The sequence below is a fragment of the Acidovorax sp. 94 genome (assembly GCF_003634645.1).
In the GTDB taxonomy this organism is placed as follows: domain Bacteria; phylum Pseudomonadota; class Gammaproteobacteria; order Burkholderiales; family Burkholderiaceae_C; genus Acidovorax; species Acidovorax facilis.
Genome location: NZ_RBJA01000001.1, coordinates 2,370,476 through 2,394,162, shown reverse-complemented (window position 1 = coordinate 2,394,162; position 23,687 = coordinate 2,370,476). Strand labels below are relative to the sequence as shown.

The 23,687-nt window shown below is 66.3% G+C and carries 22 protein-coding genes; 14 read left to right on the top strand and 8 right to left on the bottom strand.

What is annotated here, in order from left to right:
• Positions 1–72 precede the first annotated feature (72 nt).
• Genes mobB through moaD form a run of 3 tightly spaced genes read left to right on the top strand, consistent with a single transcriptional unit; the run spans position 73 to position 2,140 of the window.
• Positions 73–642: a molybdopterin-guanine dinucleotide biosynthesis protein B gene (mobB, locus tag C8C94_RS11015; protein ID WP_121420733.1), complete on the top strand. Its 570-nt coding sequence runs from the start codon at positions 73–75 to the stop codon at positions 640–642.
• On the top strand, positions 639–1,892 hold the full coding sequence (gene glp / locus C8C94_RS11010; RefSeq protein ID WP_370449745.1) for a gephyrin-like molybdotransferase Glp: 1,254 nt from the start codon (positions 639–641) through the stop codon (positions 1,890–1,892). Before mobB ends, glp begins: the two co-directional genes overlap by 4 nt.
• A complete protein-coding gene (gene moaD / locus C8C94_RS11005) occupies positions 1,889–2,140 on the top strand; it encodes a molybdopterin converting factor subunit 1 (RefSeq protein WP_055393166.1) in 252 nt (83 codons plus the stop codon). The genes glp and moaD overlap by 4 nt, the downstream gene beginning before the upstream one ends.
• A gap of 33 nt (positions 2,141–2,173) precedes the next feature.
• Here moaD and dapA read toward each other — a convergent pair whose 3' ends face one another.
• From dapA to C8C94_RS10985, 4 genes are all read right to left on the bottom strand, one after another.
• Positions 2,174–3,052, bottom strand: coding sequence for a 4-hydroxy-tetrahydrodipicolinate synthase (gene dapA / locus C8C94_RS11000; RefSeq protein ID WP_121420731.1), 879 nt, complete (start codon positions 3,050–3,052; stop codon positions 2,174–2,176).
• A gap of 272 nt (positions 3,053–3,324) precedes the next feature.
• Positions 3,325–3,684, bottom strand: a complete 360-nt coding sequence (locus C8C94_RS10995) for a hypothetical protein (RefSeq protein ID WP_055393170.1) — start codon at positions 3,682–3,684, stop codon at positions 3,325–3,327.
• Between the two features lie 60 nt (positions 3,685–3,744).
• A complete protein-coding gene (locus C8C94_RS10990) occupies positions 3,745–4,656 on the bottom strand; it encodes a hypothetical protein (protein ID WP_121420730.1) in 912 nt (303 codons plus the stop codon).
• A gap of 29 nt (positions 4,657–4,685) precedes the next feature.
• Positions 4,686–4,940 (bottom strand): hypothetical protein, encoded by a 255-nt coding sequence (locus tag C8C94_RS10985; protein WP_055393174.1) that lies wholly within the window; start codon positions 4,938–4,940, stop codon positions 4,686–4,688.
• An 86-nt stretch (positions 4,941–5,026) separates the two neighbouring features.
• Between C8C94_RS10985 and C8C94_RS10980 the strand changes: the two genes are divergently transcribed.
• From C8C94_RS10980 to C8C94_RS10950, 7 genes are all read left to right on the top strand, one after another.
• Complete coding sequence (locus C8C94_RS10980; RefSeq protein WP_055393176.1) at positions 5,027–5,257, top strand: hypothetical protein; 231 nt, start codon at positions 5,027–5,029, stop codon at positions 5,255–5,257.
• Between the two features lie 48 nt (positions 5,258–5,305).
• Entirely contained in the window at positions 5,306–5,782 is a 477-nt protein-coding gene (locus C8C94_RS10975) for a molybdenum cofactor biosynthesis protein MoaE (RefSeq protein ID WP_121420729.1), read from the top strand.
• A 154-nt stretch (positions 5,783–5,936) separates the two neighbouring features.
• Positions 5,937–9,167 (top strand): IPTL-CTERM sorting domain-containing protein, encoded by a 3,231-nt coding sequence (locus tag C8C94_RS10970; protein ID WP_121420728.1) that lies wholly within the window; start codon positions 5,937–5,939, stop codon positions 9,165–9,167.
• Between the two features lie 300 nt (positions 9,168–9,467).
• Positions 9,468–9,800: a collagen-like protein gene (locus C8C94_RS10965; RefSeq protein WP_121420727.1), complete on the top strand. Its 333-nt coding sequence runs from the start codon at positions 9,468–9,470 to the stop codon at positions 9,798–9,800.
• 222 nt (positions 9,801–10,022) lie between these two features.
• Positions 10,023–12,629, top strand: coding sequence for an ATP-dependent chaperone ClpB (gene clpB, locus C8C94_RS10960; RefSeq protein ID WP_121422806.1), 2,607 nt, complete (start codon positions 10,023–10,025; stop codon positions 12,627–12,629).
• Between the two features lie 66 nt (positions 12,630–12,695).
• Positions 12,696–13,052, top strand: a complete 357-nt coding sequence (locus C8C94_RS10955) for a hypothetical protein (protein ID WP_055393184.1) — start codon at positions 12,696–12,698, stop codon at positions 13,050–13,052.
• A 129-nt stretch (positions 13,053–13,181) separates the two neighbouring features.
• Positions 13,182–14,621 (top strand): coniferyl aldehyde dehydrogenase, encoded by a 1,440-nt coding sequence (locus C8C94_RS10950; protein ID WP_121420726.1) that lies wholly within the window; start codon positions 13,182–13,184, stop codon positions 14,619–14,621.
• Here C8C94_RS10950 and C8C94_RS10945 read toward each other — a convergent pair.
• Both C8C94_RS10945 and C8C94_RS10940 read right to left on the bottom strand, forming a co-directional pair.
• Positions 14,593–16,467: a hybrid sensor histidine kinase/response regulator gene (locus tag C8C94_RS10945; RefSeq protein WP_121420725.1), complete on the bottom strand. Its 1,875-nt coding sequence runs from the start codon at positions 16,465–16,467 to the stop codon at positions 14,593–14,595. The two genes, C8C94_RS10950 and C8C94_RS10945, sit on opposite strands and share 29 nt — an antisense overlap.
• The gene (locus C8C94_RS10940) at positions 16,454–17,089 is read right to left on the bottom strand and encodes a response regulator transcription factor (protein ID WP_055393190.1); all 636 of its coding nucleotides are present in this window, start codon (positions 17,087–17,089) and stop codon (positions 16,454–16,456) included. Before C8C94_RS10940 ends, C8C94_RS10945 begins: the two co-directional genes overlap by 14 nt.
• Positions 17,090–17,341: 252 nt before the next feature.
• Between C8C94_RS10940 and C8C94_RS10935 the strand changes: the two genes are divergently transcribed.
• The 3 genes from C8C94_RS10935 (at position 17,342) to C8C94_RS10925 (ending at position 19,865) form a co-directional block, all read left to right on the top strand.
• Positions 17,342–17,944, top strand: coding sequence for a hypothetical protein (locus tag C8C94_RS10935; protein WP_121420724.1), 603 nt, complete (start codon positions 17,342–17,344; stop codon positions 17,942–17,944).
• 206 nt (positions 17,945–18,150) lie between these two features.
• Positions 18,151–18,672 carry a GNAT family N-acetyltransferase gene (locus C8C94_RS10930; RefSeq protein WP_055393295.1) on the top strand — a complete coding sequence of 174 codons (522 nt, stop codon included), beginning with the start codon at positions 18,151–18,153 and terminating at the stop codon, positions 18,670–18,672.
• Positions 18,673–18,689: 17 nt separating this feature from the next.
• Entirely contained in the window at positions 18,690–19,865 is a 1,176-nt protein-coding gene (locus C8C94_RS10925; RefSeq protein ID WP_121420723.1) for a class I SAM-dependent methyltransferase, read from the top strand.
• 118 nt (positions 19,866–19,983) lie between these two features.
• On the opposite strand, the gene C8C94_RS10920 is transcribed toward C8C94_RS10925, so the two are convergent.
• On the bottom strand, positions 19,984–20,535 hold the full coding sequence (locus C8C94_RS10920) for a hypothetical protein (protein ID WP_121422805.1): 552 nt from the start codon (positions 20,533–20,535) through the stop codon (positions 19,984–19,986).
• Positions 20,536–20,781: 246 nt separating this feature from the next.
• Here C8C94_RS10920 and C8C94_RS10915 point away from each other — a divergent pair, with 246 nt between their 5' ends.
• Complete coding sequence (locus C8C94_RS10915) at positions 20,782–21,753, top strand: tRNA-dihydrouridine synthase (protein WP_121422804.1); 972 nt, start codon at positions 20,782–20,784, stop codon at positions 21,751–21,753.
• On the opposite strand, the gene C8C94_RS10910 is transcribed toward C8C94_RS10915, so the two are convergent.
• Entirely contained in the window at positions 21,750–23,669 is a 1,920-nt protein-coding gene (locus tag C8C94_RS10910; RefSeq protein ID WP_121420722.1) for a phospholipase D family protein, read from the bottom strand. The genes C8C94_RS10915 and C8C94_RS10910 overlap by 4 nt on opposite strands.
• Positions 23,670–23,687: the final 18 nt, after the last annotated feature.

Here is a 23,687-nt window from a genome sequence, read left to right as displayed (position 1 = left end):
TAAAAATGCCCCTGGCGCTTGTCTGGTAAGCGTTAGCAGCTATAAATAAAATAGCTAACCAAGGAGCAGTGGATGAAGGTTGTCGGTTTTGCCGGTTTTTCCGGCAGTGGCAAGACCACGCTGGTCGAGCAGTTGATCCCCGAGCTGCGGCTGCGGGGGTTGCGCGTGTCGGTGGTCAAACATGCCCACCATAGTTTCGACATCGACCACCCGGGCAAGGACACCTACCGCCACCGCGAGGCAGGGGCCTTCGAGGTGGTCGCGGCATCGGACAAGCGCCTGATGCTGGTGCGCGAGTTCGAGCAGCCCGCCACGCTCAGCGTGCACCACCTGCTGGCCGAGCTGTACCAGGGCGTGGACTGGGTGCTGGTGGAGGGCTTCAAGGACAGCGACCTGCTCAAGATCGAGGTCTGGCGTGCCCCCGAACCCGGCCAGGTGGCCAAGCCCGTGCGCTACCCCGAAGACGATTTTGTGGTCGCCGTGGCCACCGATGCACCGCAGGGCCTGCCTGTGCCCACACAGTTGCCCCTGCTGGACCTCAACAGCCCGGCGCAGGTGGTGGACTGGCTGCTCCAATACGAACACCGCTTTGAGTACAACTGGGATCTGCACGGAGGCCTGGTGCCATGCGCCCCCCAATGAAGCCCCTGAAGCCGCTCGACGAGGCCCTGGCCGACCTGTTGGCCAAGGCCACGCCGTTGCCAGAGGCTGAGACGGTTACCACGTTTGACGCGGACGGCCGCGTGCTGGCGCAAAACTGTGTTTCGGCCCTGCAGGTGCCGCCGCAGGACAACAGCTCCATGGACGGCTACGCCGTGCGCTGCGCCGATGTGGCGGCCGTGGGTGTGGCGCTGCCGATCACCTTGCCTGTTTCGCAGCGCATTGCTGCGGGCAGCGCGGGTGATCCGCTCTTGCCGGGCACCGCCGCTCGCATCTTCACCGGCGCGCCAGTGCCCGAGGGGGCGGATGCCATCTTGATGCAGGAAGACTGCGAAGCCCTCGCCACGGGCGACGGCCTGGGCCTGGTGCGCATCAACGCCGTGCCCCCACAGGGCCAGTGGATCCGCCGCGCGGGCGAGGACATCACCCGTGGTGCCGTGGTGCTGTCGGCCGGCACACGCCTGACCCCGGCCGAGCTGGGCCTGGCCGCCAGCATCGGCTTGCACGAACTGCAGGTGGCCTGCCGCCCCCGCGTGGCGCTGTTCTCCACGGGCGATGAACTGGTCATGCCCGGCGAGGTGCCGCCTGAGCAAATGCGCCCTGGTGCCATTTACAACAGCAACCGCTTCTTCCTGCGCGCCATGCTGCTGCGCCTGGGCTGCGAGGTGACGGACTTTGGCATCGTGCCCGACCGGCGCGACGCGACCATCGACGCCCTGCGCAGCGCGAGCGCAGCGCACGATCTCATCCTCACCAGCGGCGGCGTGAGCGTGGGCGAGGAAGACCACATCAAGCCCGCCGTCGAGTCGCTGGGCACGCTCGACCTGTGGCAGATCGCCATGAAGCCCGGCAAGCCGTTTGCCTATGGCCAGATCCCGCGTGACGGTGGCGCCGCCCACTTCATGGGCCTGCCCGGCAACCCGGTGTCGAGCTTTCTGACCTTTGCGCTGCTGGTGCGCCCGTTTGTGCTGCGGCTGCAGGGTGTGGTGGACGTTGCTCCTCAACCCATAGCTGCTCGCGCTGATTTTGCCTGGCCCAAGGCCGATAAACGCCGCGAGTTTCTGCGCGTGCGCCACAATGCGGCAGGTGGGCTGGATCTGTTTCACAACCAGAGTTCGGGCGTGCTCACTTCGGCCGCCTGGGGTGATGGTGTGGTGGACAACCCGGCGGGCCAGACGATTGCATCCGGCGACACGGTGCGGTTCATTGCCTTTTCGGAGCTTTTGTCATGACGGTCACCGTGCGCTACTTTGCCTCCATCCGCGAGGCCATTGGGCAAGGCAGCGAGGCGGTCGATACCGCTGCCACCACGCTGGGTGCCCTGCGCGATGAACTCATCGCACGCGGTGGCGCCCATGCCAGCAGCCTGGCGCGGGGCCGGGCCGTGCGCATGGCGCTCAACCAGACCTTGAGCGATGAGTCCGCCACCCTGGCCGATGGGGCTGAGGTGGCGTTTTTCCCGCCTGTGACGGGCGGTTAGCCGGGGCGCTCTCGCGCGCTCTGGCACGTCACCTCAAAGCGCCTTCAAACGATCCTGCAGCGCCTCCGAGGCCGGCATCATCGGCGCGCGCAGTTCGCTGCGCATCCACCCTGCATGCGCCAGCATGGCCTTGAGCGGGGCAGGGTTGGGCTCTGCAAAACACGCTTCCACCCAGGGTTGCAAGGCCTGCCACAAGTGGCGGGCTGCAGGCAGGTCGCCCAGGCGCAGCAATGCCATCAACTCCACAAAACGCGGCGTCTGCCAGTGTGCACAGGCAGAGATGGCGCCTGCACCGCCGAGGGCCAGCGTATGGAAGATCTGCGCGTCTTCACCGGTCAGCACCTGCAGCCGTCCATCGGCGATCAGGGCCTGCGTCTTGGCCGTGTTGCCGCCACAGTCCTTGATGGCCTCTATGCGCGGATGCGCCGCCAGCGCCAGTAGCGTCTCGGTGGTGAGCGTGGCGCCCGTGCGGTACGGAATGTCGTAGATCAGCAGGGGCACCGCGCTGGCGTCGGCCAGGGTGCGGAACCAGTGCAGCAGGCCCTCCTGCGAGGGGCGGATGTAGTGCGGGGCGGACACCAGCAGACCTGCAACCGGGTAGTGTGCAAGGGTCCGCACCTGTTCCAGCACCTGGCCCTGGTGGTAGCCCGATACGCCCATCACCACGGGCAAACCCTGGGCGGCGCTGAGCACGGTCTCCAGTACCTGCAGTTGCTCGGCCTTGTCGAGGGCTGCGGCCTCACCGGTCGAGCCGCAGGCAACGAAGCCCGCAACGCCGTCGGCACGCAGCCGGGTGGTGAGGGCGGCAAGGGCCGGGTGGTCCACGGCGCCGTCCTTGAACGGTGTGACCAAGGCGATCCAGAGCCCGCTGAACAGCGGCTGGTGGGAGGTAGCGGTATCGGTGGCAGACATGCGAAGCGTCCTTTTAGGGTTCGACCAGGGGAAGAACCGTCCGGAGGGAGCGCGCGCGGAATGCCGGGGAGTGAAAAGAGAAAAGGAAATTTCTCTACCAGGTGGTTCCGTCGCTCATCCGGACGGAACCACAGCTCCGGTCAGATGAGCTCTGGTTTTTTGGTTTTGCCCACGCACTGCAACGCCACCGCAAGTGCGGCGGTCATGGCAAAGGGGGTGTGCGTGGACATGGGCCGCAGTATAGCCAAGCGCCCACCGTGTCCCAAAGTTGGTCAGCCTGCCTGCGGTGGCTGGGCCGCGTCGGCTGCAGATTCAGGCTGCGGCGGAACCAGCACGGGGCATTGCCACACCAGCAGCTCGGCCAGCCGGGTGACGATCCATGTCGCTTCGGCCACCGCCACGCCAGATTCGGCCGTGCACAGCCCCGCGTGGATGCGCTGCAGGATCTCGGTCTCGGAAGGCGCCTGCACGTGGTACAGCGTCTGCGCGTGCTCCACCAGGTGGCCTGCCAGGTCTTCGCACAGTTCGTAGCGGGCGCGCACGCCGTCCGCCTTTTCCGTCAGGCGCCCTCGGGTGTCGGTGTACACCGCCATGAAGGAGGGCGGCACGTGGATCTGGTTGTCGTCGTACATGGCTTGTTGGGTGGTGGGCGCGGTTCGGGGGCAGTTAAAAAGCCCGCCAGAGCGGTGCAGTCAGGGGTTGTGCACACCAGCGGCCTTATTGTGCGTGGGTGCTTGTGAGCGGGCTTGCAGGTGGTGCTGCGCCATGGCCGCTGTCTCTGCAAACCAGCCCAGCAGGTGCTGCAGCCAGATTTGCAGCTCCGCCTGAAAGCGGGGTGTGAGCGCGACGAGGCCCCGGGGCGCGTCCTGGGTGAGGTGGCCCTGCGCTGTGGCTTCATTGACCAGGTTGCGCACATGCGAGTGCGAAAAACCCAGGCGCTGCGCAAGCTCGCTGGCCCGCAGGGGAAACGGCGTGGACCCTTCTTCTCCAGGGCGGTGCACCCGGCAGTGTTCGCGCAACAGCAGCATGGCAATACGGCCACCGCCGTCTCGCTGGTCAAACCAGTCCCAGCCGCCAAACCGGCCCCGGGTTTCGGCCAGGCGATCCAGGATGTGGTCGGCCCCGGCCAGAAAGGCGGCAAAGTAGTCCGTATCGCTGTCCAGCCGCTGTGCATGGCCTGGGGGCAGGGCGCCCAGGGCCTCAGCGCAGTGCAGGTGGTGCCGCACCCAGGTGCGCAGGCCGTCCAGCAGCCGGGGGGTGGGCACCAGGTAGCGCACCCGGCGGTCGTCGGGGTCAATGTCCACCGCCACCATACCGGCAAGGCGCAGCACTGCAAAGAACGTGGCCAGCGTGCGCGCGCCCCCGGGCATGCGCCGCTGCAGCAGTGCCAGTGTGGGCCGGGGGGCCCCCCGCAATTGCCATTGGTAGTGCTGCACCACCAGCCGCCCCGCCGCATGCGACTGGAGTGCCCGGCCAAAGATCTTGTTGATGAGGCGCTCGTTCCAGTGCAGCCGCAAAATGCCGTCGCAATAGGCCTCTACGGCCTGGGCATAGGTGTCCGGGGCTCGGGAGTCGAGCGCCTCGAAGGATTCTTGCAGGTCCATGGGGCGTGTTGCGGTGCAGGGTTGCTGATTCAGTCCGGCGTGAACAGGCGCTCGAACTTGGCCTGGTCTGACGCCAACTCAAAGGTCACCACCTGGCCCATTTTCATGTCCGACAGGCGGCAGGCGCCAAACAGGGTGGTTTTGCCCGCCAGCTCCATCACATCCAGGTCGATGAGGGCGTAGGGGTGGGGCACGAACACCTGGTGCTCGAACACGTTGCGGACCGTATTGCGCGGGGACGGGTAGAGCTTGTAATGAGCGGTCTGAATCGTTTGTGTGGCCATGGGCTTAAGGTGCAGGGGTGGCTGTGGTGCGAGCAAGTACGGGTACAGTGCGGGCGAATCGTACAGACAAACCTTTTGACCTATTTATGGCACGCAACAAAAGTGAATGGCCCGCCAAGGTGCTGGCGCTGGTCCGGGGCGGCAACCTGCCCGCCGCCATCGCACAGATCAAGGTCGCGCCCACCGTCGGTGACGTCACGCGCCTGCAGACCCTGCTGGCCCAGTTGCCTCCGTCGCCCGCACTGGCGCAGTTGAACAAGGTGGTGGAAGAAGAGCGTGCCCTGCTGGCCGCGCCCCGGTTGCACCGCTCGCCCTGAAGACTCTTTTTGTCTGACTTCCACACGCCCCGTAGAGAGTTTTTTGCCATGACCCTGCCCCGCGTTTCCATCCAGACCGAGGACTTCGACCTGTCCACCGAAGTCGCTGCGCTGCGCCGCGAAAACAAAGGCATCGGCGCAGTGTGCAGCTTTGTGGGCACAGTGCGGGATCGCAACGAGGGCGACCAGGTGTCGTCCATGGAGCTGGAGCACTACCCCGGCATGACCGAAAAATCCATCGAAGCCATGTTGGACGAGGCCTTTCGGCGCTTCGATATTTTTGGCGCCCGCGTGATCCACCGCGTGGGCCTGCTGCAGCCGCTCGACCAGATCGTGCTGGTGGCGGTGACCAGTGCCCACCGGGGCCAGAGTTTTCAGGCCTGCGAGTTCTTGATGGACTACCTCAAGACCCAGGCGCCGTTCTGGAAGAAGGAAGAAACCGCCCAGGGCGCGCGCTGGGTGGATGCCCGCGTGTCTGACGACGCGGCGCTGGCGCGCTGGGGCATTGTGGCGAACAACGCCTAGACAGTCGCTGCAGCGGGCGCCCTGCGGCGTTGCGGATACGCATCCTGCCGGGCACGTCATTCACATCCATGCAATGTTTGGACTTGTGCGCAGCCACGTCCATTTCGAGAATCGCCTCCTGCCCAGATAGGGCCTGAACAGGGAGGAATTCTTCATGAAATCTGTAGCACGAGCGCTGTGGCGCGCGTGGAGGCTGAGCCTGGCCGTCGTCGGTTTGTGCCTGGCGGTCTCTGGGCAGGCCCGTGCTGATCTGGCTTTCGGGGCCGCGACCAGTTTGCGCCTGGGTGGGCTTCCCAGTGAGATGGCGACGGGAGACTTCAATGAAGACGGCCGGCCCGACCTCGTGGTGGTGGATCGCCTGGGCAGTACCGTCAAGATCCTGCTCAACACAGGCGGGGTTGCAGGTTTTTCCGAGGCGGGAGCATTCAGCGTGGGCTCTGCTCCCTATGGCGTGGCGGCGGCGGATTTCAATGGTGACGGGCATCTGGATGTTGCCGTGACCAGCTTCAACAACGGAACCGCCACGATTCACCTGGGGGATGGCAGCGGTGGTTTGTCTGCTCCGGTCACTTTTGGTGCGGGGCTCAATCCGCGCGATCTGACAGTGGCGGATTTCGACGGTGACGGGCGGCTCGACCTGGCCATTGCCGTCTTTTCCGGGGCGCAAAAAGGCGTCTCCGTCTTGTGGGGTGATGGTGACGGGCGGTTTGACGGTCGCCCCCGCACTGACATCGGTTTGGGTGTTGCAGGGCGCCATGTTGTTTCGGGCGACTGGAACGAGGACGGTCATGTGGACATTGTTGCGGGGTCGGGCGACGGTGTGTTTTTGCTGCTGGGCAATGGCGCGGGCGGTTTTGCGGCGGCCCAGCGCGTGACCGGTGACGAGTACGTCCCGTTTGTGGCCGCAGGGGATGCCAATGGCGACGGCCACCTGGACATCCTGGCACTTGTGCAGAACACCTCCGCCAGCCCTGTCCTCCTGCTCGGAGATGGGCAGGGTGGCTTTTCGCGCAGAGGGGTGGGCCCTGCCTTTGGGCGCTTCAGCGGCGGGCAGATCGTGGACGGTACGGGCGATGGCCGGGCCGACGTGGTGCTGTCCCGCTTTAGCGGCACGGTGGTGGTTGTGCCGGGCCTTGCCGGCGGCGGATTCAGTGCCCAGGGGCTGGAATACCCGGTGGGCGAATCTGCCAGCCCCCCGGCAGTGGCGGACTTCAGTGGCGACGGGCATCCAGACATCGTCGTACTGGACGACCAGCGTGGCTACCTGGCCAACCTGCGGGGAGACGGCGCGGGCCGATTCGCTGCAGCACGTGCCTACGGAATCCCAGAGCGTTACACCCAGGCGATAGCCGTCGCCGATTTTGATGAAGACGGGCGCGCCGACGTCGCCGTGACGCACCGTGACGATGATGCTGTCTGGATCATGCGTGGCGATGGTGCTGGTGGATTTGAATTCAGCACCCGGCTTGATGCCGGTGCGGGCGCGGGATCCGTGGCTGCTGGCGATCTCAATGGGGACGGGCATGTGGACCTGGCCGTGGTGAACGAGGTTGACAAGACGATCATGGTCTTCCTCGGCAATGGCCGGGGCACCTTCACGGTGGCCGGGCAGCGGTCCTTCATCGGCCTGGCCCCGCGGTCAGTGGTGATTGGCAATTTCCGGGGGGCTGGCTACCCCGCGTACGCGGCCGTGTGGGCGCCAGAGACGGCAGGTGTTTACGAAGGCATCCAGTGGGTCGGCGTGAGCCCGCAGGGCTCCATCGAAATGTTGGATGTGGCGTCGTGGGATGACGTGAAGGGGTTTGCCCCGCTGGATGTCGACCAGGACGGCCGTGCCGACATCGTGGCCGCAACGTCCGTGGGCACCGTGGGCACCTCGCTGTCCTCAGCCTCGTATCCGGGCGATCCCGTCTATGTGCCGGCGGGCGTAGGCGCCCTGAGCGCGATTGCCGGTTGGAGCCAGACGGGCCGGGCAGGGGTGTTTGCCTCCGCAGGAGTGCAGATTGCCTCGTTGGCTGCCGCGCCCGGGCAGGCGCTGAGCATGGTCGACACCTACGGCGCGGGAATCTCTGCCAGCGTTCTTGCCGCCTCTGACTTTGATGGCGATGGCGGGCCCGATGTGGTGGCCGCTGACGCAGCTTCGGGCGAGCTTGCCATCGTGCGTGGTCAGGGCGCCCCCGGTGGGCTGGGTGCGCCGCTCCTGCGGTTTGTGGGCGGCACGCCCGAGCAGATGGTGGTTGCCGACTTCAACAGGGACGGCCTGTTGGACATTGCCATCGCCAATGGTCTGGGGGGCATCACCGTGCTGGTGAATGCCTCGCCATCCCCCAATGCCGCGCTCGCGTCGCTGGCGTTGTCGCAGGTGGCGCTCAGCCCGGCATTTGCCGGTGGCGTGACGGCGTATACCGCCACGGTGCCCCATGGGGTGGCCCAGCTGTCGCTGACACCGGTGGCGGCGCAGGCCGGGGCGTCCATCACGGTCAACGGTGTGGTGGTGACCAGCGGAATGGTGACTGCGCCGCTGCCGCTTGCGGTCGGTGCCAATGTCATCCAGGTGGACGTGGTGGCTGAGAACGGCGTGGCCCGGCGCACCTACACCGTCACCGTGGAACGGAGTCAACCCGCCCTGCACACGGTCACCGCCACAGCGGGGGCGGGCGGCAGCATCAATCCGGCTGGGGCCGTCAACGTGGCCGAAGGCCAAACGGGCGCCTTCACCGTCACGCCCGCTGCGGGCTACCGCATTGCGGCCGTCACGGGCTGCGGCGGCACGCTGGCGGGCAGCACCTACACCACGGCAGCGGTGACGGCCGCTTGCACTGTGCAGGCGCGTTTTGAAACCCTGCCCACACCCACGAACACCGGGTCGGGGCCGGTCAACGTGGGCGTGGTGGATGGCAGCGCGGGTTGCCAGCTGGACCTGGCGGGCACCGGCCCGGTGGCGGCACCGGCGCCGTACCCCGGCGCCACTATGCCGCACGGGGCGTTCCGCCTGCGGCTCATCAACTGCCAGCCGGGTGAGACGGTGCGTGTGGCGGTGACCTTTCCAGACCTCACGGGCTTCACGGTGAAGAAGTACGGCCCCACACCCGACAGCCCCTTGTCCAGCCGTTACTACGACCCCGTGAACCTGCAGATCAGCGGCAACACCGTGACCTACGACGTGACGGACGGTGGCTGGGGCGACAACAGCTTTGGCGCGCAAGACGGCACCATCAACGACCCGGTGGTCCCCGTGCTGCTGGCGCCCAGCCCGGCGGCCATCCCCACCCTGTCGACATGGGGCCTGGGTGGGCTGGCCGCGCTGCTGGGGCTGCTGGCGTTGCGGAGCGGCCGACGCACGTCTGCGCGGTTTGTTGGAGCGGTGGCTCAAACAAGATTTTGAGCAAAATTGGCTGCTAGCGCTTATTGGTAAAGCGCTGGCAGCTATAAATTTTGTAGTGATTGTGAATGGGGCGGATGGAAGGTTTCATCTGCACCAGGACTTCGTCGGCTCACTGGGTTGCGGTGAGGCATCGTCAGGAACCACAAGCAGTCGTCGGGCCGTCCTACAAGGCGGCAGGGGGGGCATCGATAAATTAGCGCTACCGCTGGCAGTGACTGTTGAACGCCACAGTTGCAGCCAGAAAGAAACTCTCCGCACAGTTTCATCATCGCGTGCGCTTCATCTCCTACAAGGCTTCCCATGAAAAAATCCCTGCTGCTCGCTGCACTTATCGTTACTTTTGGTCTTGCCGCTTGCGAGAAAACGGTTGTGACCCCTCCCGCTACTGCCCCCGTGGTCGTGGTCCCGGGCCCGGCAGGCCCTGCTGGCGCTACGGGCGCAACCGGCTCGACCGGTGCCACGGTGGCCGTTCCCGGTCCTGCGGGCGAGACGGGTGCCACTGGCGCCACCGGTTCCTCGGGTGCTCCCGGTTATGACGGTGCCAAGGGTTCCACTGGCGCTACCGGTGCCACGGGCGATACGGGAGCCGATGGCAAAAAGGGCGATACCGTGATCGTCGTTCCCGCCAAGTAATTTCTCGCGGACCCTAAAAAAAGCGCAGGCGGTATTCCGCCTGCGCTTTTTTGCTTTGCGGGCTCGGCGCAGGCGGTCTGAGCCGGCGGTGATCAAATGAATCTGTTCAAGGCATCAGGGCGCCTGGGCGAAGATTGATCTGGCGCAAGGCCTGCGCTGGGGCGTCGTCTTGAAATTCCGGAAGATTTGCCCCAAGTGCAGCGCAATTCGGAGGACATCCACATGCGTCTCGACAAATTCACCACCAAGTTCCAGGAAGCCCTGAGCGATGCACAGAGCATTGCGCTGGGCAACGACCACGCCTACATCGAGCCTGTGCACATGCTCGTGGCCATGCTCAAGCAGGACGACGGACCCAAGGCGCTGCTGCAGCGTGCGGGCGCCAACGTGCCCGGCCTGCTGGCAGCGGCGGAAGCCGCCGTCAAGCGTCTGCCCCAGGTACAGGGCAACGACCAGGTGCAGGGCGGCCCCGAGCTGGGCCGCGTGCTGCAAGCCACGGAGAAAGAGGCCATCAAGCGCGGCGACCAGTTCATTGCCAGCGAGCTGTTTTTGCTGGCCGTGATCGATAGCAAGGGCGAAGCCGCCAAGATCGCCAAGGACAACGGCCTCACGCGCAAGAGCCTGGAGGCTGCGATTGAGGCCGTGCGCGGCGGACAGAAGATGGACAGTGCCGAGGCCGAAGGCCAGCGTGGCGCGCTGGCCAAATACTGTTTGGACCTGACCGAGCGCGCGCGCATTGGCAAGCTCGACCCGGTGATCGGGCGCGACGATGAAATCCGCCGCGCCATCCAGGTGCTGCAGCGCCGCACCAAGAACAACCCCGTGCTCATCGGCGAGCCCGGCGTGGGCAAGACCGCCATCGTCGAAGGCCTGGCCCAGCGCATTGTGGCGGGCGAGGTGCCCGAGAGCCTCAAGGGCAAGCGCGTGCTGTCGCTCGACATGGCTGCGTTGCTCGCGGGCGCCAAGTTCCGCGGCGAGTTTGAAGAGCGCCTCAAAAGCGTGCTGAACGAGCTGGCCAAGGACGAAGGCCAGACCATCGTCTTCATCGACGAGTTGCACACCATGGTGGGCGCGGGCAAGGGCGAAGGCGCGATGGATGCGGGCAACATGCTCAAGCCCGCCCTGGCGCGCGGCGAGCTGCATTGCGTGGGCGCGACCACGCTGGACGAGTACCGCAAATACATCGAAAAGGACGCTGCGCTGGAGCGCCGCTTCCAGAAGATCCTGGTGGGCGAGCCCACGGTGGAAGCCACCATTGCCATCCTGCGCGGCCTGCAGGAAAAGTACGAAGTGCACCATGGCGTGGACATCACCGACCCGGCGATCGTGGCCGCGGCCGAGCTGAGCCACCGCTACATCACCGACCGCTTCCTGCCCGACAAGGCGATCGACCTGATCGACGAGGCCGCGTCCAAGATCAAGATCGAGATGGACTCCAAGCCCGAGGTGATGGACAAGCTCGACCGCCGCCTGATCCAGCTGCAGATCGAACGCGAAGCGGTGCGCCGCGAGAAGGATGAGTCCTCGCAAAAACGCTTTGCGCTCATTGAGGAAGAGATCACCAAGCTGCAAAAGGAAATCGCCGATTACGACGAAATCTGGCAGTCCGAAAAAGCCCAGGCGCAGGGCAGCGCGCATGTGCGCGAGGCCATCGACAAGCTCAAATTCCAAATCGAAGAATTCACCCGCAAGGGCGACTTCAACAAGGTGGCCGAGCTGCAATACGGCAAGCTGCCCGAGCTGGAAAAGCAGCTGAAGGAAGCGCAGGCGCAAGAGGCGGGCAAGGACGGCGCCCCTGCCGCGCGCCGCCTGCTCCGCACACAAGTCGGTGCCGAAGAAATCGCCGAGGTGGTGAGTCGTGCCACGGGCATCCCCGTGGCCAAGATGATGCAGGGCGAAAAGGACAAGCTCTTGCAGATGGAGACCAAGCTGCACGACCGTGTGGTGGGCCAGCAAGAGGCGATTGCTGCGGTGGCCAACGCCATCCGCCGCTCGCGCTCGGGCCTGTCCGATCCCAACCGGCCCACGGGCTCGTTCCTGTTCCTCGGCCCCACGGGCGTGGGCAAGACCGAGCTGTGCAAGGCGCTGGCGGGCTTTCTGTTCGACAGCGAGGACCACTTGATCCGCATCGACATGAGCGAGTTCATGGAGAAGCACTCCGTGGCCCGCCTGATCGGCGCGCCGCCCGGCTATGTGGGCTATGAAGAGGGTGGCTACCTGACCGAGGCCGTACGCCGCAAGCCCTACAGCGTGCTGCTGCTCGACGAGGTGGAAAAGGCCCACCCAGATGTGTTCAACGTGCTGCTGCAGGTGCTGGACGATGGCCGTCTGACGGACGGACAGGGCCGCACCGTGGACTTCAAGAACACGGTGATCGTGATGACGAGCAACATCGGCTCGCACCTGATCCAGGCCATGGTGGGACAGGACTCGGACGACATCAAGGAAGCGGTGTGGGGCGAGCTCAAGAACCACTTCCGGCCCGAGTTTTTGAACCGCATCGACGAGACCGTGGTGTTCCACGCGCTCGATGCGCAGCACATTGCCTCGATCGCCAAGATCCAGCTGCAACTGCTGCAAACCCGGCTGGCGAAGATGGATTTGGAGTTGCAGGTGTCCGATGCTGCCTTGGCAGAATTGGCCAAGGTGGGGTTCGACCCGGTGTTTGGTGCGCGGCCGCTCAAGCGGGCGATCCAGCAGCGCATTGAGAACCCGCTGTCCAAGCTGCTCTTGGAAGGACAGTTCCCTCCCAAGAGCGTGATCGCAGTGAGCGTGAACCCGGTGCTGGAACCGGGGGTGTTCCAGTTCAGCGCCGCGCCGCAGGGTTGATCGGGACCAGGGGAAAAGGGGGTAACCCCTTTTTCCCTCTTCCCAGATGTGAAGGAGAGGTGACGTTTGAATGATTTTGTTGCGGGCGTTGTGCGCCTTTTGCTTCGGGTAGTGGTCGTCGCCATGGGCTTGGTGCTGTTTGCCAGCCTGCTGGTGGCGGTGATGGTGCTCGCGCTGGTCTGGGCGTTGCGGGCGGGCTGGGCTCGCCTGACTGGCCGCCCCGTGACCCCGTGGGTCATGCGCATGGACCCGCGCACGGGCTTCAGCACGGTGTTTCGCTCTACCGAGCGCTGGTCCTCGGGCCGCCGTGGCGCCGCGCCAGCGGCGCCTGATGCCAGCGAAGAGACCGCAGCATCGCGCCGAGGTGGCATCCTGCCTGGCGCCGCTGAGGTCACGGACGTCGAGGCGCGCGAAGTGCGCTGAAGGGGCGCTTCTGACCGGGCACTGCCCCGCACCATGCCCCATCCAGTGCGGAGCCACAGGGAGCCTGCACCGGTGTCACCTCCGTTTTTTTCGTGACGCGCCTGTCGGGGTGTCTTCTATGATCCAACCATGACACCCGCCGATATCCACGCCCATTTCGATCTTCAACGCCAGGCCAGCCGCGCGCATGTGGATGTGCCACTGCTGGTGCGCCGCGAGCGGCTGCTGCGCATCTCCAAGATGCTCAATGAGCATGGCCCGGTGCTGGCAGCGGCCGTGCAGGCCGACTTTGGCATGCGTTCTCCGCGCCTGACCGAGGTGGCCGACTTCTTTGTGCTGCGCACTCTGCTGTCGCATACGCTGAGTCACCTGGCGAAGTGGATGAAGCCCCGCAAGGTTCGCACGCCCATCTTCCTGCAGCCCGCCAGTGCGCACATCCAGCGCCAGCCGCTGGGCGTTGTGGGCGTGATTGCCCCGTGGAACTACCCAGTGCAGCTGGCCCTGGCGCCCGCCATCACGGCGCTGGCGGCGGGCAACCGCGTGATGCTCAAGCCCAGCGAGCTGACACCCCACACCTCGGCCCAGCTGGCGTTGCTGGTGGCCCAGTTTTTTTCACCCGACGAGTTCTGTGTGGTGCAGGGCGATGCCAACCTGTCGGCCCTGTTTGCCTCCCTGCCGTTCGATCATCTGGTGTTTACCGGCTCGACCGCCGTGGGCCGCAAGGTGGCCCAAGCGGCGGCGCAGAACCTGACACCCACCACGCTGGAGCTGGGTGGCAAGTCGCCCTGCATCATCGACGGCCACTGCGACATGGCGGATGCGGCGCTCAAGATTGCGCACGGCAAGCTGCTCAATGCGGGGCAAACCTGCATTGCTCCCGACTATGTGCTGCTGCCGCGCGGCCGCGAGGGCGAGTTTGCGCAGGCCTACCGGGCCGCGGTAGCGCGGCTGTTCCCCACCATCGAGGGCAACGCTGACTACGCGTCCATCATCACGCCGCGCCACCACGCCCGCCTGCGCACCATGCTGCAGCAGGCACAGACGCAGGGGGCCGAAGTGCAGACCATTGACCCCGCTGCTGGCAAGCCCGTTGTGAACACGGTGGGCACCCTGGGCGACGGCGCCAGCCGCCAGATGCTGCCCACGCTGGTGTTTGGCGCTACGTCGCAGATGCAGCTCATGCAGGAAGAGATTTTTGGCCCCATCCTGCCCGTGATCTCTTACGAACGGCTGGACGATGCCATCGCCCACATTAATGCCGGGCCGCGCCCGCTGGCGCTGTACTGGTTTGGCCAGAGCGAGGCCGTGCGCGACGATGTGCTGCGCCGCACCGTGAGCGGCGGCGTGACGGTGAACGACACGCTGATGCACATTGCGCACGACAACCTGCCCTTTGGTGGTGTGGGCGACAGCGGCTGGGGCGCCTACCACGGCGAGCAAGGCTTCCTGCGTTTTTGCCACCAGAAGTCGGTGCTGGTGCAGTCGCGCTGGTCCATGGGCTCGCTGTTCTACCCTCCCTATGGCGCCCGGTTTGACCAGGTCATGGGGATGCTGCGGCGCTGGTTGTAGCCGTCCCCTCGTCGTCGTCCTGCGGCATGCTGTCCGGTGGCACGGGCTGCGGCTGGGTGATGAGCTGCACCATGGCATCGCGCAGCTGGCCGGTGGACACCGGCTTGTGCAGGAGCAGGGCCGAGGTGGACTGCGCATCGCGCAGGCGCTGGGGTGACGTATCCCCCGTCATGATGATGGCGGGCACGCTGGTGCCCAGGTAGGCGCGCAGGGCCTGCAGCACCTGCTTGCCGGTCTCTTCGTGGCGCAGGCGGAAGTCCGTGATGATGATGTCGGGTGTGATGTCTTCCAGGCATTCGAGCGCATCGGCGCTCGACTCGGCGGTGATGCACTGGCAGCCCCAGCTGTGCAGCAGCGATTGCATGCCGAGGCGCACGGCCTCATCGTCGTCAATGGCCAGCACCTTCAGGCCCACGAGGCTGACGGTATCGGGCGCAGGCGCGGTGTCGTCCTCCAGTGCACCCTGCCAGCGGTCAAGCCACAGCCGGAACACCGAACCCCGCCCCGGCTGCGACAGCACCTCGACCGAGGTGTTCATCTCGCGCGCAAGTCGCTGCACGATGGCCAGCCCCAGCCCCAGACCTTTGCGGCGGTCGCGCTCGGGGTTTCCGAGCTGGTGGAACTCCTTGAAGATGTTGTCCCACTGGCTCCGGGGGATGCCCGGCCCCGTGTCCCAGACCTCCAGCGCCAGGCGCTTGCCGCGCGTGCGGCACGCAATCAGCACACCGCCTTTGGCCGTGTAGCGCAGCGCGTTGGAGATGAAGTTGTGCATGACCAGCCCGACCAGCGAGCGGTCGGCAAAGGCCGCTGCCGAAGTCTCCCGTGTGCGGTACACCAGCCCCGCCGTGTCGGCCTGTACGCCGAACTCCTGCTCCAGCGCCGTCAGCAGCGGCTGCACGGCAAAGGCATCGGGCCGCACCTTCACCACACCGGCTTCCAGCCGCGAATAGTCGAGCAGGGTGGTCAGCATCTCGGCCGCCGCGCCCGAGGCGGCATGGGCATGCCCTAGCACGGTGAGCTGGTGGTCGTTGAGCGGGCTGCGCTGCAGCGATTCGAGGAACAGGCCCATCGCGTGCAAGGGCTGGCGCAGGTCGTGGCTGGCAGCGGCCAGGAAACGGGATTTGTCGCGGTCGGCCTTCTCGGCGGCCTCCTGGGCCGCGAGGGCGCGTTGCGATTCGGCGCGCAGCTGGCTCACCAGCCGGTCGTTTTCCAGCTTGAGCGCAATGCTGCGCCGTGTGGCCCGGTCGGCGGTGCGCGCCTGCATGCCCGTGAGCGCGTAGTAGACACCGGTGAGAAACAGCGCGGGCCACATCACAGGCCCGCCAGCCAGCGCCACCGCCATCATCACGCCGCCGATGGCACAGGTGAGGTAGGTGACATAGGCGCGGTACAGCGGGGCCCCCAGCCCGAGTGCGCCCGACGACACCGTGCTGATGATGCCGATGGCGTAGATGACACTTTCAGGGGTGCCCCAGTAGAGCACCACATACCCCAGGCTGCCCCAGCTCAGCCCCATGGCGGCCATGCAGGCGATCAGTTTGCGCGCCGCCTGCTGCGCCGGGTCGGTGAAAGGCGCAATGCTGCGCAGCGTGAGGTACACCCCGGCCACCACGAGTGCGTGGGACACCAGCCACACCGTGATGGCCTGGGGCTCGGCCACCCGCGCCATGACCCACAACGTGCCGAGCGCGGTGGCCAGCGACGCGAGCAGCGTCATCGGAAAGTTGTGCCGCAGCAGGGCCACCTGCTCGCGCAGCACCTCATCGCGCTCCCACGCCGGCCACCCCCAGCGGGTGGGGGGCTGGGCGGCATCCGGCTGCACCGGCAGGGCCTCAGAGGGAGTCATGGAGCTGGGGGGTGGACAGGCCGAGGCGCTGGGCCGCCAGCAAGGCGGCGCTGCGACTGTTGACGCCCAGCTGCGCAAAGATGGCCGCCACGTGCACACGCACGGTGTTTTCGCTCAGGCCCAGGTCGCGTGCGATGACCTTGTTGGGCTTGCCGGTGCACAGCAGCGACAGCACGTCGAGCTGGCGAGCGGTCAGCGACGGCGTGTCCGGCCCGCGCGTGGTGGCGCTGTTGCCGCTGTTGATCGGAAAACACGGCTGCCCCGACAAGGCGCACGAAATGGCCTCCAGGATGTCTTCGGCGCTGGCGGATTTGGGCAGGAAACCATCGGCGCCACGGGCGCGCGCTTCATGGATCGCATCGGGCGCCACGCTGGCCGAGACCAGCACGATGCGCGCCCGGGGGCAGGCCTGGCGCAACAGGCGCAGCCCATCCAGGCCGCTCATGCCGGGCAGCTGGATGTCCAGCAGCACCAGGTCGGCATCGGCCAGTTGCAGTGCGCAGGCTTCGGCAATCGAGCCCGCCTCGGCAATCGTGCCCACGCGGGGGTGGTCCTGCACGATCAGGCGCAGCCCGGTGCGAAACAGGTTGTGGTCGTCCACCAGCAAAAGGCGGGCAGTCATACAGCAACAGCCCCGGCGCAAACCGGGATGCAACACCCGCCTTGCCTTGGGATGAACCGTTTGCCTGAGCTCTGTTTTGCGTAAGTCATGAGCAAGTATTGCGCACAACACACTGTTGCGGACTAGTCCATTTGTGCGATGGACGCTCCGTTGTGCACTTTCTAGACTTTCCGTCAAGCATTGAAAAGCACCTGAGGGGGTGCGTACCAACCATCCATCAATGCGCAACCTTCGTTTTTCAAAGGGTTTCCCATGACTGCCAATGCACTTCACCCAGGTTCAGCCGCTTCCGATGTGTCCCGCCACCACGGCGAACGACGACCGGGGGCTATCGCTTCGCCGCAGGGCAGCACGGGGCTGGGGGGCAACACGCTGGCCCAGATCGTGGAAGAAAACTGCCCGGGCACGCAGGCGTCGGCTGGCGTGGTGATCGAGCACCTGGACGCCCAGGCAGGCACCTGGCAGTTTTCGATGGACGAGGGGCAGACATGGCGTGCCATCCGCACCGATCTCATCAACCGCGACGGCAATCTGGGGCTGGCGCTGGACTGCGATGCGCGGCTGCGCGTGCTGCCTTTCGGGGGCCACCGCGTCAGCGGCGTGCGTGTGGCTTTCCACACGGTGCAGCGTCGCCACGGGCAAGGCAACGGCAGCTACCGCGCCTACGCGAGCGACGAGCGCGAGGATGGGTGTTCGCGCACCGTCACGCTGGTGCTGGGGCTCTCGGCCATCAACGGCGCGCCTCCTGCCGTGCATGTGCCGCGCCCCCGTAACAAGCGCGCGCTGGTGCAGCGTGCTGCGGCGGCAGCCGGTGCGGCGGGGACTTCGCTCTCGGGCTCCATGGCGCTGGCCTGAGATCCTGCTTGGCGCCCGCTGCTGGGTGTTGCTTGCGGCGCAGCCCGCAGCGGCAGTCGCTTTACCGGCGCCGCAATGCTATGTACACAGGCATTTGAGAGGGCCCCCAGAGGGTTTGCGAGGGGGCCGGACAGGGGGAAAAACCGTTTGCGGCGACAATGCCGGTCCTTTCGTTTTTTCTTTCCCTGTTTTCGTTCGGTTTTTTCATGTCCAGTATCCAGGTTCGTCCCGCCACGCTTCGCGATGCCAAAGCCATTGCCCAGATCCATACCGTCTCAGCCCAAGAGGTCTACAAAGGGCTGGTGCCAGACGAGCAGTTGAAATCCATGTCGGTCGAAAAGCGCCAGGCTTACTGGCGCGAGGCCATTGAATATTGCGAGCCCCAGGTCCAGGTGGCCGTGGACGGCGAGAAGATCGTCGGTTTTGTCGGCTACGACCGCTCGCGCGATGAAAAATCCCGCCCCACCACTGGTGAAATCTGGGCCATCTACGCCGCACCTACCCACTGGAACCAAGGCGTGGGTCTGGCTCTGTGGGATGCTGCCCGCGACGGCCTGCAGGAAGAAGGTTGCACCAACGTTACGGCGTGGGTGCCGCTGCGCAACGAGCGCGCCATCCGGTTCCACGAACTGGCGGGCTTCAAGCGCGAACTCTCCACCGCCAAGACGGCTGTGGTGGGGGGCGTCAAGATCGAAGAAGTGCGCCTGAAGCGCCCCATCAACGCGTAATCACGCAAAGGCACTCAATGATCGAATGGAGCCTCCAGGGCCAGATTCAACAAGCCCAGTGGCGCTCCGAGAGCGGTGCCCCGGCCCCGCGCCGGGTTGTCATCGCCGACGATACCTTGGCCGCCGACACGGCCTACCGCATGGCCTGTGAAGGCACGGGTCTGTTGTGGCAGGGCGACTTCCAGAACGCCCGCATGCTGCTACAGGCGCTGATGCGCCGGGCCGATGCCAAATCAGGCAAGGCGGGCAAATCGGCCAAACCCCGCAAGTCCGCTGCCAAGGCCGCCGAAAAAGCCGCTGCCGCCACCCCCGCCGAGGCCTTTCACCTGTACCGCCAGGCGCAGGCGCAGCGCGCGCGGGTGCTGGCGTCGGTGCTCATCCCGCTCGAAGGCGACTACACCATTGACCTGCGCCGCGCGCCCGATTGGCGCCAGGCCTGTACCGAAGCCTGGGGCACGGCCACGGGCGAGCGCTCGGTGGCCACGCTGCGTGAGTTGCTGGGCCTGGTGGGCGCGCACGAATGGCGCAAAAAGGGGGTAGAAGTGCAAGCGCTTGGCGCTCCACCGCTCAACCGCATCCACCCGCACTACGGCGTGTTCTCGCCCGTGCGCGGCGAATACGTGGGCCTGGTGGCCGACACGGCTCTGCCTAGCAAGACATTGGCCTTTGACATTGGTGTGGGCACGGGGGTGCTGTCTGCCGTGCTGGCACGCCGTGGGGTGCAGCGCGTGGTGGCCACCGACCAGGACCCGCGCGCCCTGGCCTGCGCGCGGGAGAACCTGCAGCGCCTCGGTGTCATGCCACAGGTCGAGCTGCTGCAGGCCGACCTGTTTCCGCCCGGCCGCGCGCCGCTGGTGGTGTGCAACCCCCCGTGGGTGCCCGCGCGCGCCAGCTCGCCCATTGAGCACGCGGTGTACGACGAAGGCAGCCGCATGCTCAAGGGATTTCTCGCGGGTTTGGCCGACCATCTGGAGCCCGATGGCGAGGGCTGGCTCATCCTGTCGGACCTGGCAGAACACCTGGGCCTGCGCCCGCGCGCGCAACTGCTCGAATGGATTGCCGATGCGGGGCTGGTGGTGCGTGGCCGGCACGATGTGAAACCGCACCACGCCAAGGCGGCCGATGCGGGTGACGCCCTGCACGCTGCCCGCGCGGCGGAGGTCACTTCGTTGTGGCGGCTGGCTGCGGCCTGATCACGGCATCATTTTCACAGGACCTACGCAAGTCGGGATGCAACAGCCGCCTCGGCATGGGGTGAACCGCTTGCCTGAACCCTGTTTTGCGCAAGACACGTTTCAAAAAACCTACCCCTCAAGCCAGTGCTGAGGGTTGGGTCGAATCAAACGGCTCGGAGGCCGAAGGCGCAGAAGGCAGCAACTGCTCGAACCTTTCGCGCAGGCTGGCAGCACGTTCGGCCCCCGCGGTCATCGCTACTTCTTCAAACATGGCTTCGCCCACGTCCAGCATGCTCGCGCGGTCCTTGGCGGCGCGCAGCGCCTCGCGAAACTGCTGCGCCAGCACGGGGTCGCGGCGCACAAACAGACGCTCGCAGGTGTCGAACAGGTACATGCGTGCGCCGGCCAGCGAGCGCAGGGCATCGCCGGGCTCCGGGCGCTGGATGGATGGCTTGTTGTGTGCAGCGGTTTGCGCGGCGGAGGGCGGAGGTAGCTCGGCCGGGCCGGCCAGGTAACCCTGGCGCATGAGGTTGTCGACAATCTGCGCGCCGATGCCGTTGTACATGGCCTGCAAGTCGGACAGCGGCTTGCCATCCACCAGGAGCAGCAGAGAACGCTCCCGCAGGCTCAGGGTGCGGACGCCGGGCAAGAGTTCCAGGCGGGCTTTTTCGGTTTTTTGTAGCAGCATGGGGTTCTCCATTCACGGGTGAATGGCGGTGATTGCAGCAAGCCGCCATGACGCTGTGATGACCTCGCTGCCGCACAATGGCGGGCTGCCCCTGGTCGTAGCATGGCTGCAAAAGCAGTATTTGCTATATATTTAATAGCTGCTTGCGCTTATCCATCAAGCGCTAGGGCCCTTTTTGATTCATATTTTGGCTGTGTGCGGGCCGCGCCCTGTGCTGGGGTGCTGGGCCCGGTGGCCTTTCTCGTGATGACCTTGCTGCTTGCCCCCATGGAGGGGCTCCTGGATTTTGTGCTGCGTGATGTGCTGACCCGCGTGGGCGGGGTGGACCGCTGCGTCTCGGAGTTCATCCGCATCACCGGCACGCTGCTGCCGGACAAGGTGTTTCTGCGCTACGTGCCGGAGTTGCACAACGGCAGCCGCACGCTGGCCGGTGTGCCGGTGCGTGCGCAGCTGCTGGGCTCTGATCCCGTCTGCATGGCTGAGAACGCCGCACGCCTGGCGGCCCTGGGGCCCGAGGGGATCGACCTGAACTTTGGTTGCCCGGCCAAGGTAGTCAACCGCCACGGCGGGGGCGCGGCGCTGCTGCAGGAGCCCGAACGCATCGCCACCGTGGTGGCCGCTGTGCGCCGCGCCGTGCCTCTGCACCTGCCCGTGTCCGCCAAGATGCGCCTAGGCTTCAACGACACCGGGCTGATGCGCGAATGTGCGCAGGCCATGCAGGCGGGCGGCGCTGCTGAGCTGGTGGTGCATGCCCGCACCAAGGCCGACGGCTACCGGCCCCCAGCGTATTGGGAGCACATCCCCACCATCCGCGCGGCGGTCGGCATCCCCGTGGTGGCCAATGGCGAGATCTGGACCGTGGCCGACGCGCAGCGCTGCCGCGAAGTGTCGGGCTGCGATGCGCTGATGCTCGGGCGCGGCATGGTGGCTGACCCCGGCCTGGCGCGGGCCATCCGCGCTTCGGATGCGGGGCAGCCCGGCGTGGACACGGTGGCGTGGGCCGACCTGCTGCCGCACCTGGCGGCCTTCTGGCAACTGGTGTGTGACGACTTGGAACCACGCCAGCGCGCGGGGCGGCTCAAACAATGGCTCAACCTCCTGCGCAGGCGCTTCCCGGAGGCTGAGGTGGCCTACCACCACGTGCGCACGATGACGGACCAGCGGGCGATCACCGCGTGGGTGGCGGCGCTGCCCGGCGGTGCTTCCAACGCAGACTAAAGCAGGTGATCCGGCGCTAGCGGGCCCAGCAGTTGCAGCATCAGCCGCAGTGGTGCGCTGGCATCAGGTTCGGTGGTGGCATCTGGCAGGCCGCTGCCCTCGGGGGCGTGCCACACCAGCTTGCCACCGTCGCGCAACTGCACATGCCAGGCGGCTTCGCGCAACGCGGTTTCGATCTGCGTGGTGGCGCGGCGTGACAGGTCGCTGCTGCGGATCAGCAGCGCGATCTCCGTGTTCTGCCGTTGCGAGCGGATGTCCAGGTTCATCGAACCCACCACCAGCAGGCGGCCGTCCATGATCAGAATCTTGGAGTGCAGCATGGCGCGTGAGCTGCCGACAGAACTGGCCGCACCGCTGAGCCCATCACGCCCCCCCGTGCTGCCCGTGGAGCCCAGTGCCCCGCGCAGCACGCCCGTGAGCTCGCTGCGCATTTCGTACAGCTCGACGCCCATGGCCAGCAGATCGGGCCGGTGGCGCGCATAGCCTGCGTGGGCAATGGGTGCATCGTTGGAGGCCAGCGAGTTGGTGAGCACCCGCACCCGAACGCCCCGCGCGCGCGCGGCTGCAAAGGCCTGCTTCATGTCGGGCCCTGGCACGAAGTAGGGCGAAATGATGAGCAGATCGCGCCGCGCTTGTCCCATGAGGTGCAGCAGCCCATCCACCACGGTATCGGTCTGGGCATCAAGAGTTGCAGGGTCGGGGGTAGACACTGCTGCGGTGGCCGATGGGATGCCGTTGGTGGTGTTGGACGCTGACGATTCGGGGGGGGCAGCGGCCCCGGCAGCAACGGTCAGGGCTTCGGTGGAGGCCTTGGCGGGCGCACGCGCAGCGCCCCGCGACACGACGGCCAGGGGGGTTGCCCGGGACGGGGGCTGTTCAGGCAGCGCGGCAAGGGAGGTGCCATCGGGCGGAATCTTGGCAGGCTTGTCCACTAGCACCGCCGCCGGGGCCCAGGTGAACTGCGCTTGCGCCAGGTCCATGGGCTGGTAGTCCCAGATGCGCGCACGCTGGGCGGCGGTGGTGCGCCGGCCATCTTGCACGGGCTGACTGTCCGGTGCCAGTGCGCCACCCTGGCCTGCGATACGCTCGCGCTGCACGGCATCCGAGTTGCGCATGCGTTCACGAAGGGTGTCCAGCTCCTCCCGCGTGACCAGCGATTGCACGGGGTAGGCGCGCTCGTTGTTCCAGTAGCTGTCGAAACTGTGGGAGAGATCCTGCACCACAGGCCCTGCTGCCAGCACGTCCAGGTCCACAAAATTGCCGGAATCGGCATTGCCGAAATAGGCGTCCCCCAGGTTGCGGCCCCCGGTGACGCCCATGGCGTTGTCGGCGATGAAGAGCTTGTTGTGCATGCGCTGCTGCACCCGCGAAAAGTCGCTCAGCGCGCTGAACATGCGCCCCAGCGGCGAGCCCCGTGCCCCGGTGAGCGGGTTGAACATGCGCATCTCGATGTTGGGCACAAAGGCCAGGCGCATCACCTGCGCATCCCGGCCCACGCTGTGAAAGTCGTCCAGCAGCACCCGCACACGCACACCGCGCCGGGCTGCGGCCACCACACTGAGCAGCAGGCGCTCGGTGCTGGCGTCGGCGTGGATGGCGTAGTACTGCAGGTCCAGCGTTTTCTGCGCGGCATCCACCAGCGCCAAGCGGCTGCTGTAGGCCGCCTGTGGCCCGCTGAGCAGCAGGAACCCCGAGGGGTGGCGGCCGCCTGCCGATGCCCGGCGCTCCTCGACGAGTTGGCCTAGGGGTGTCCCTGCGGGGGAGGCCAGAGCGCTCGACACCGGCCGCTCCACATCCTTGGGCAGGCCAGCGCAGCCGCTGGTTGTGCCTGCGATGGTGAGGGCCAAAAGCGCCAGCCAGCCGTAGCGGGCGGTGGTGCCCAGAAACGCTGGAATGGCAGGGGTCGATAAAAGCATGGCGCGATTGTGACCGTG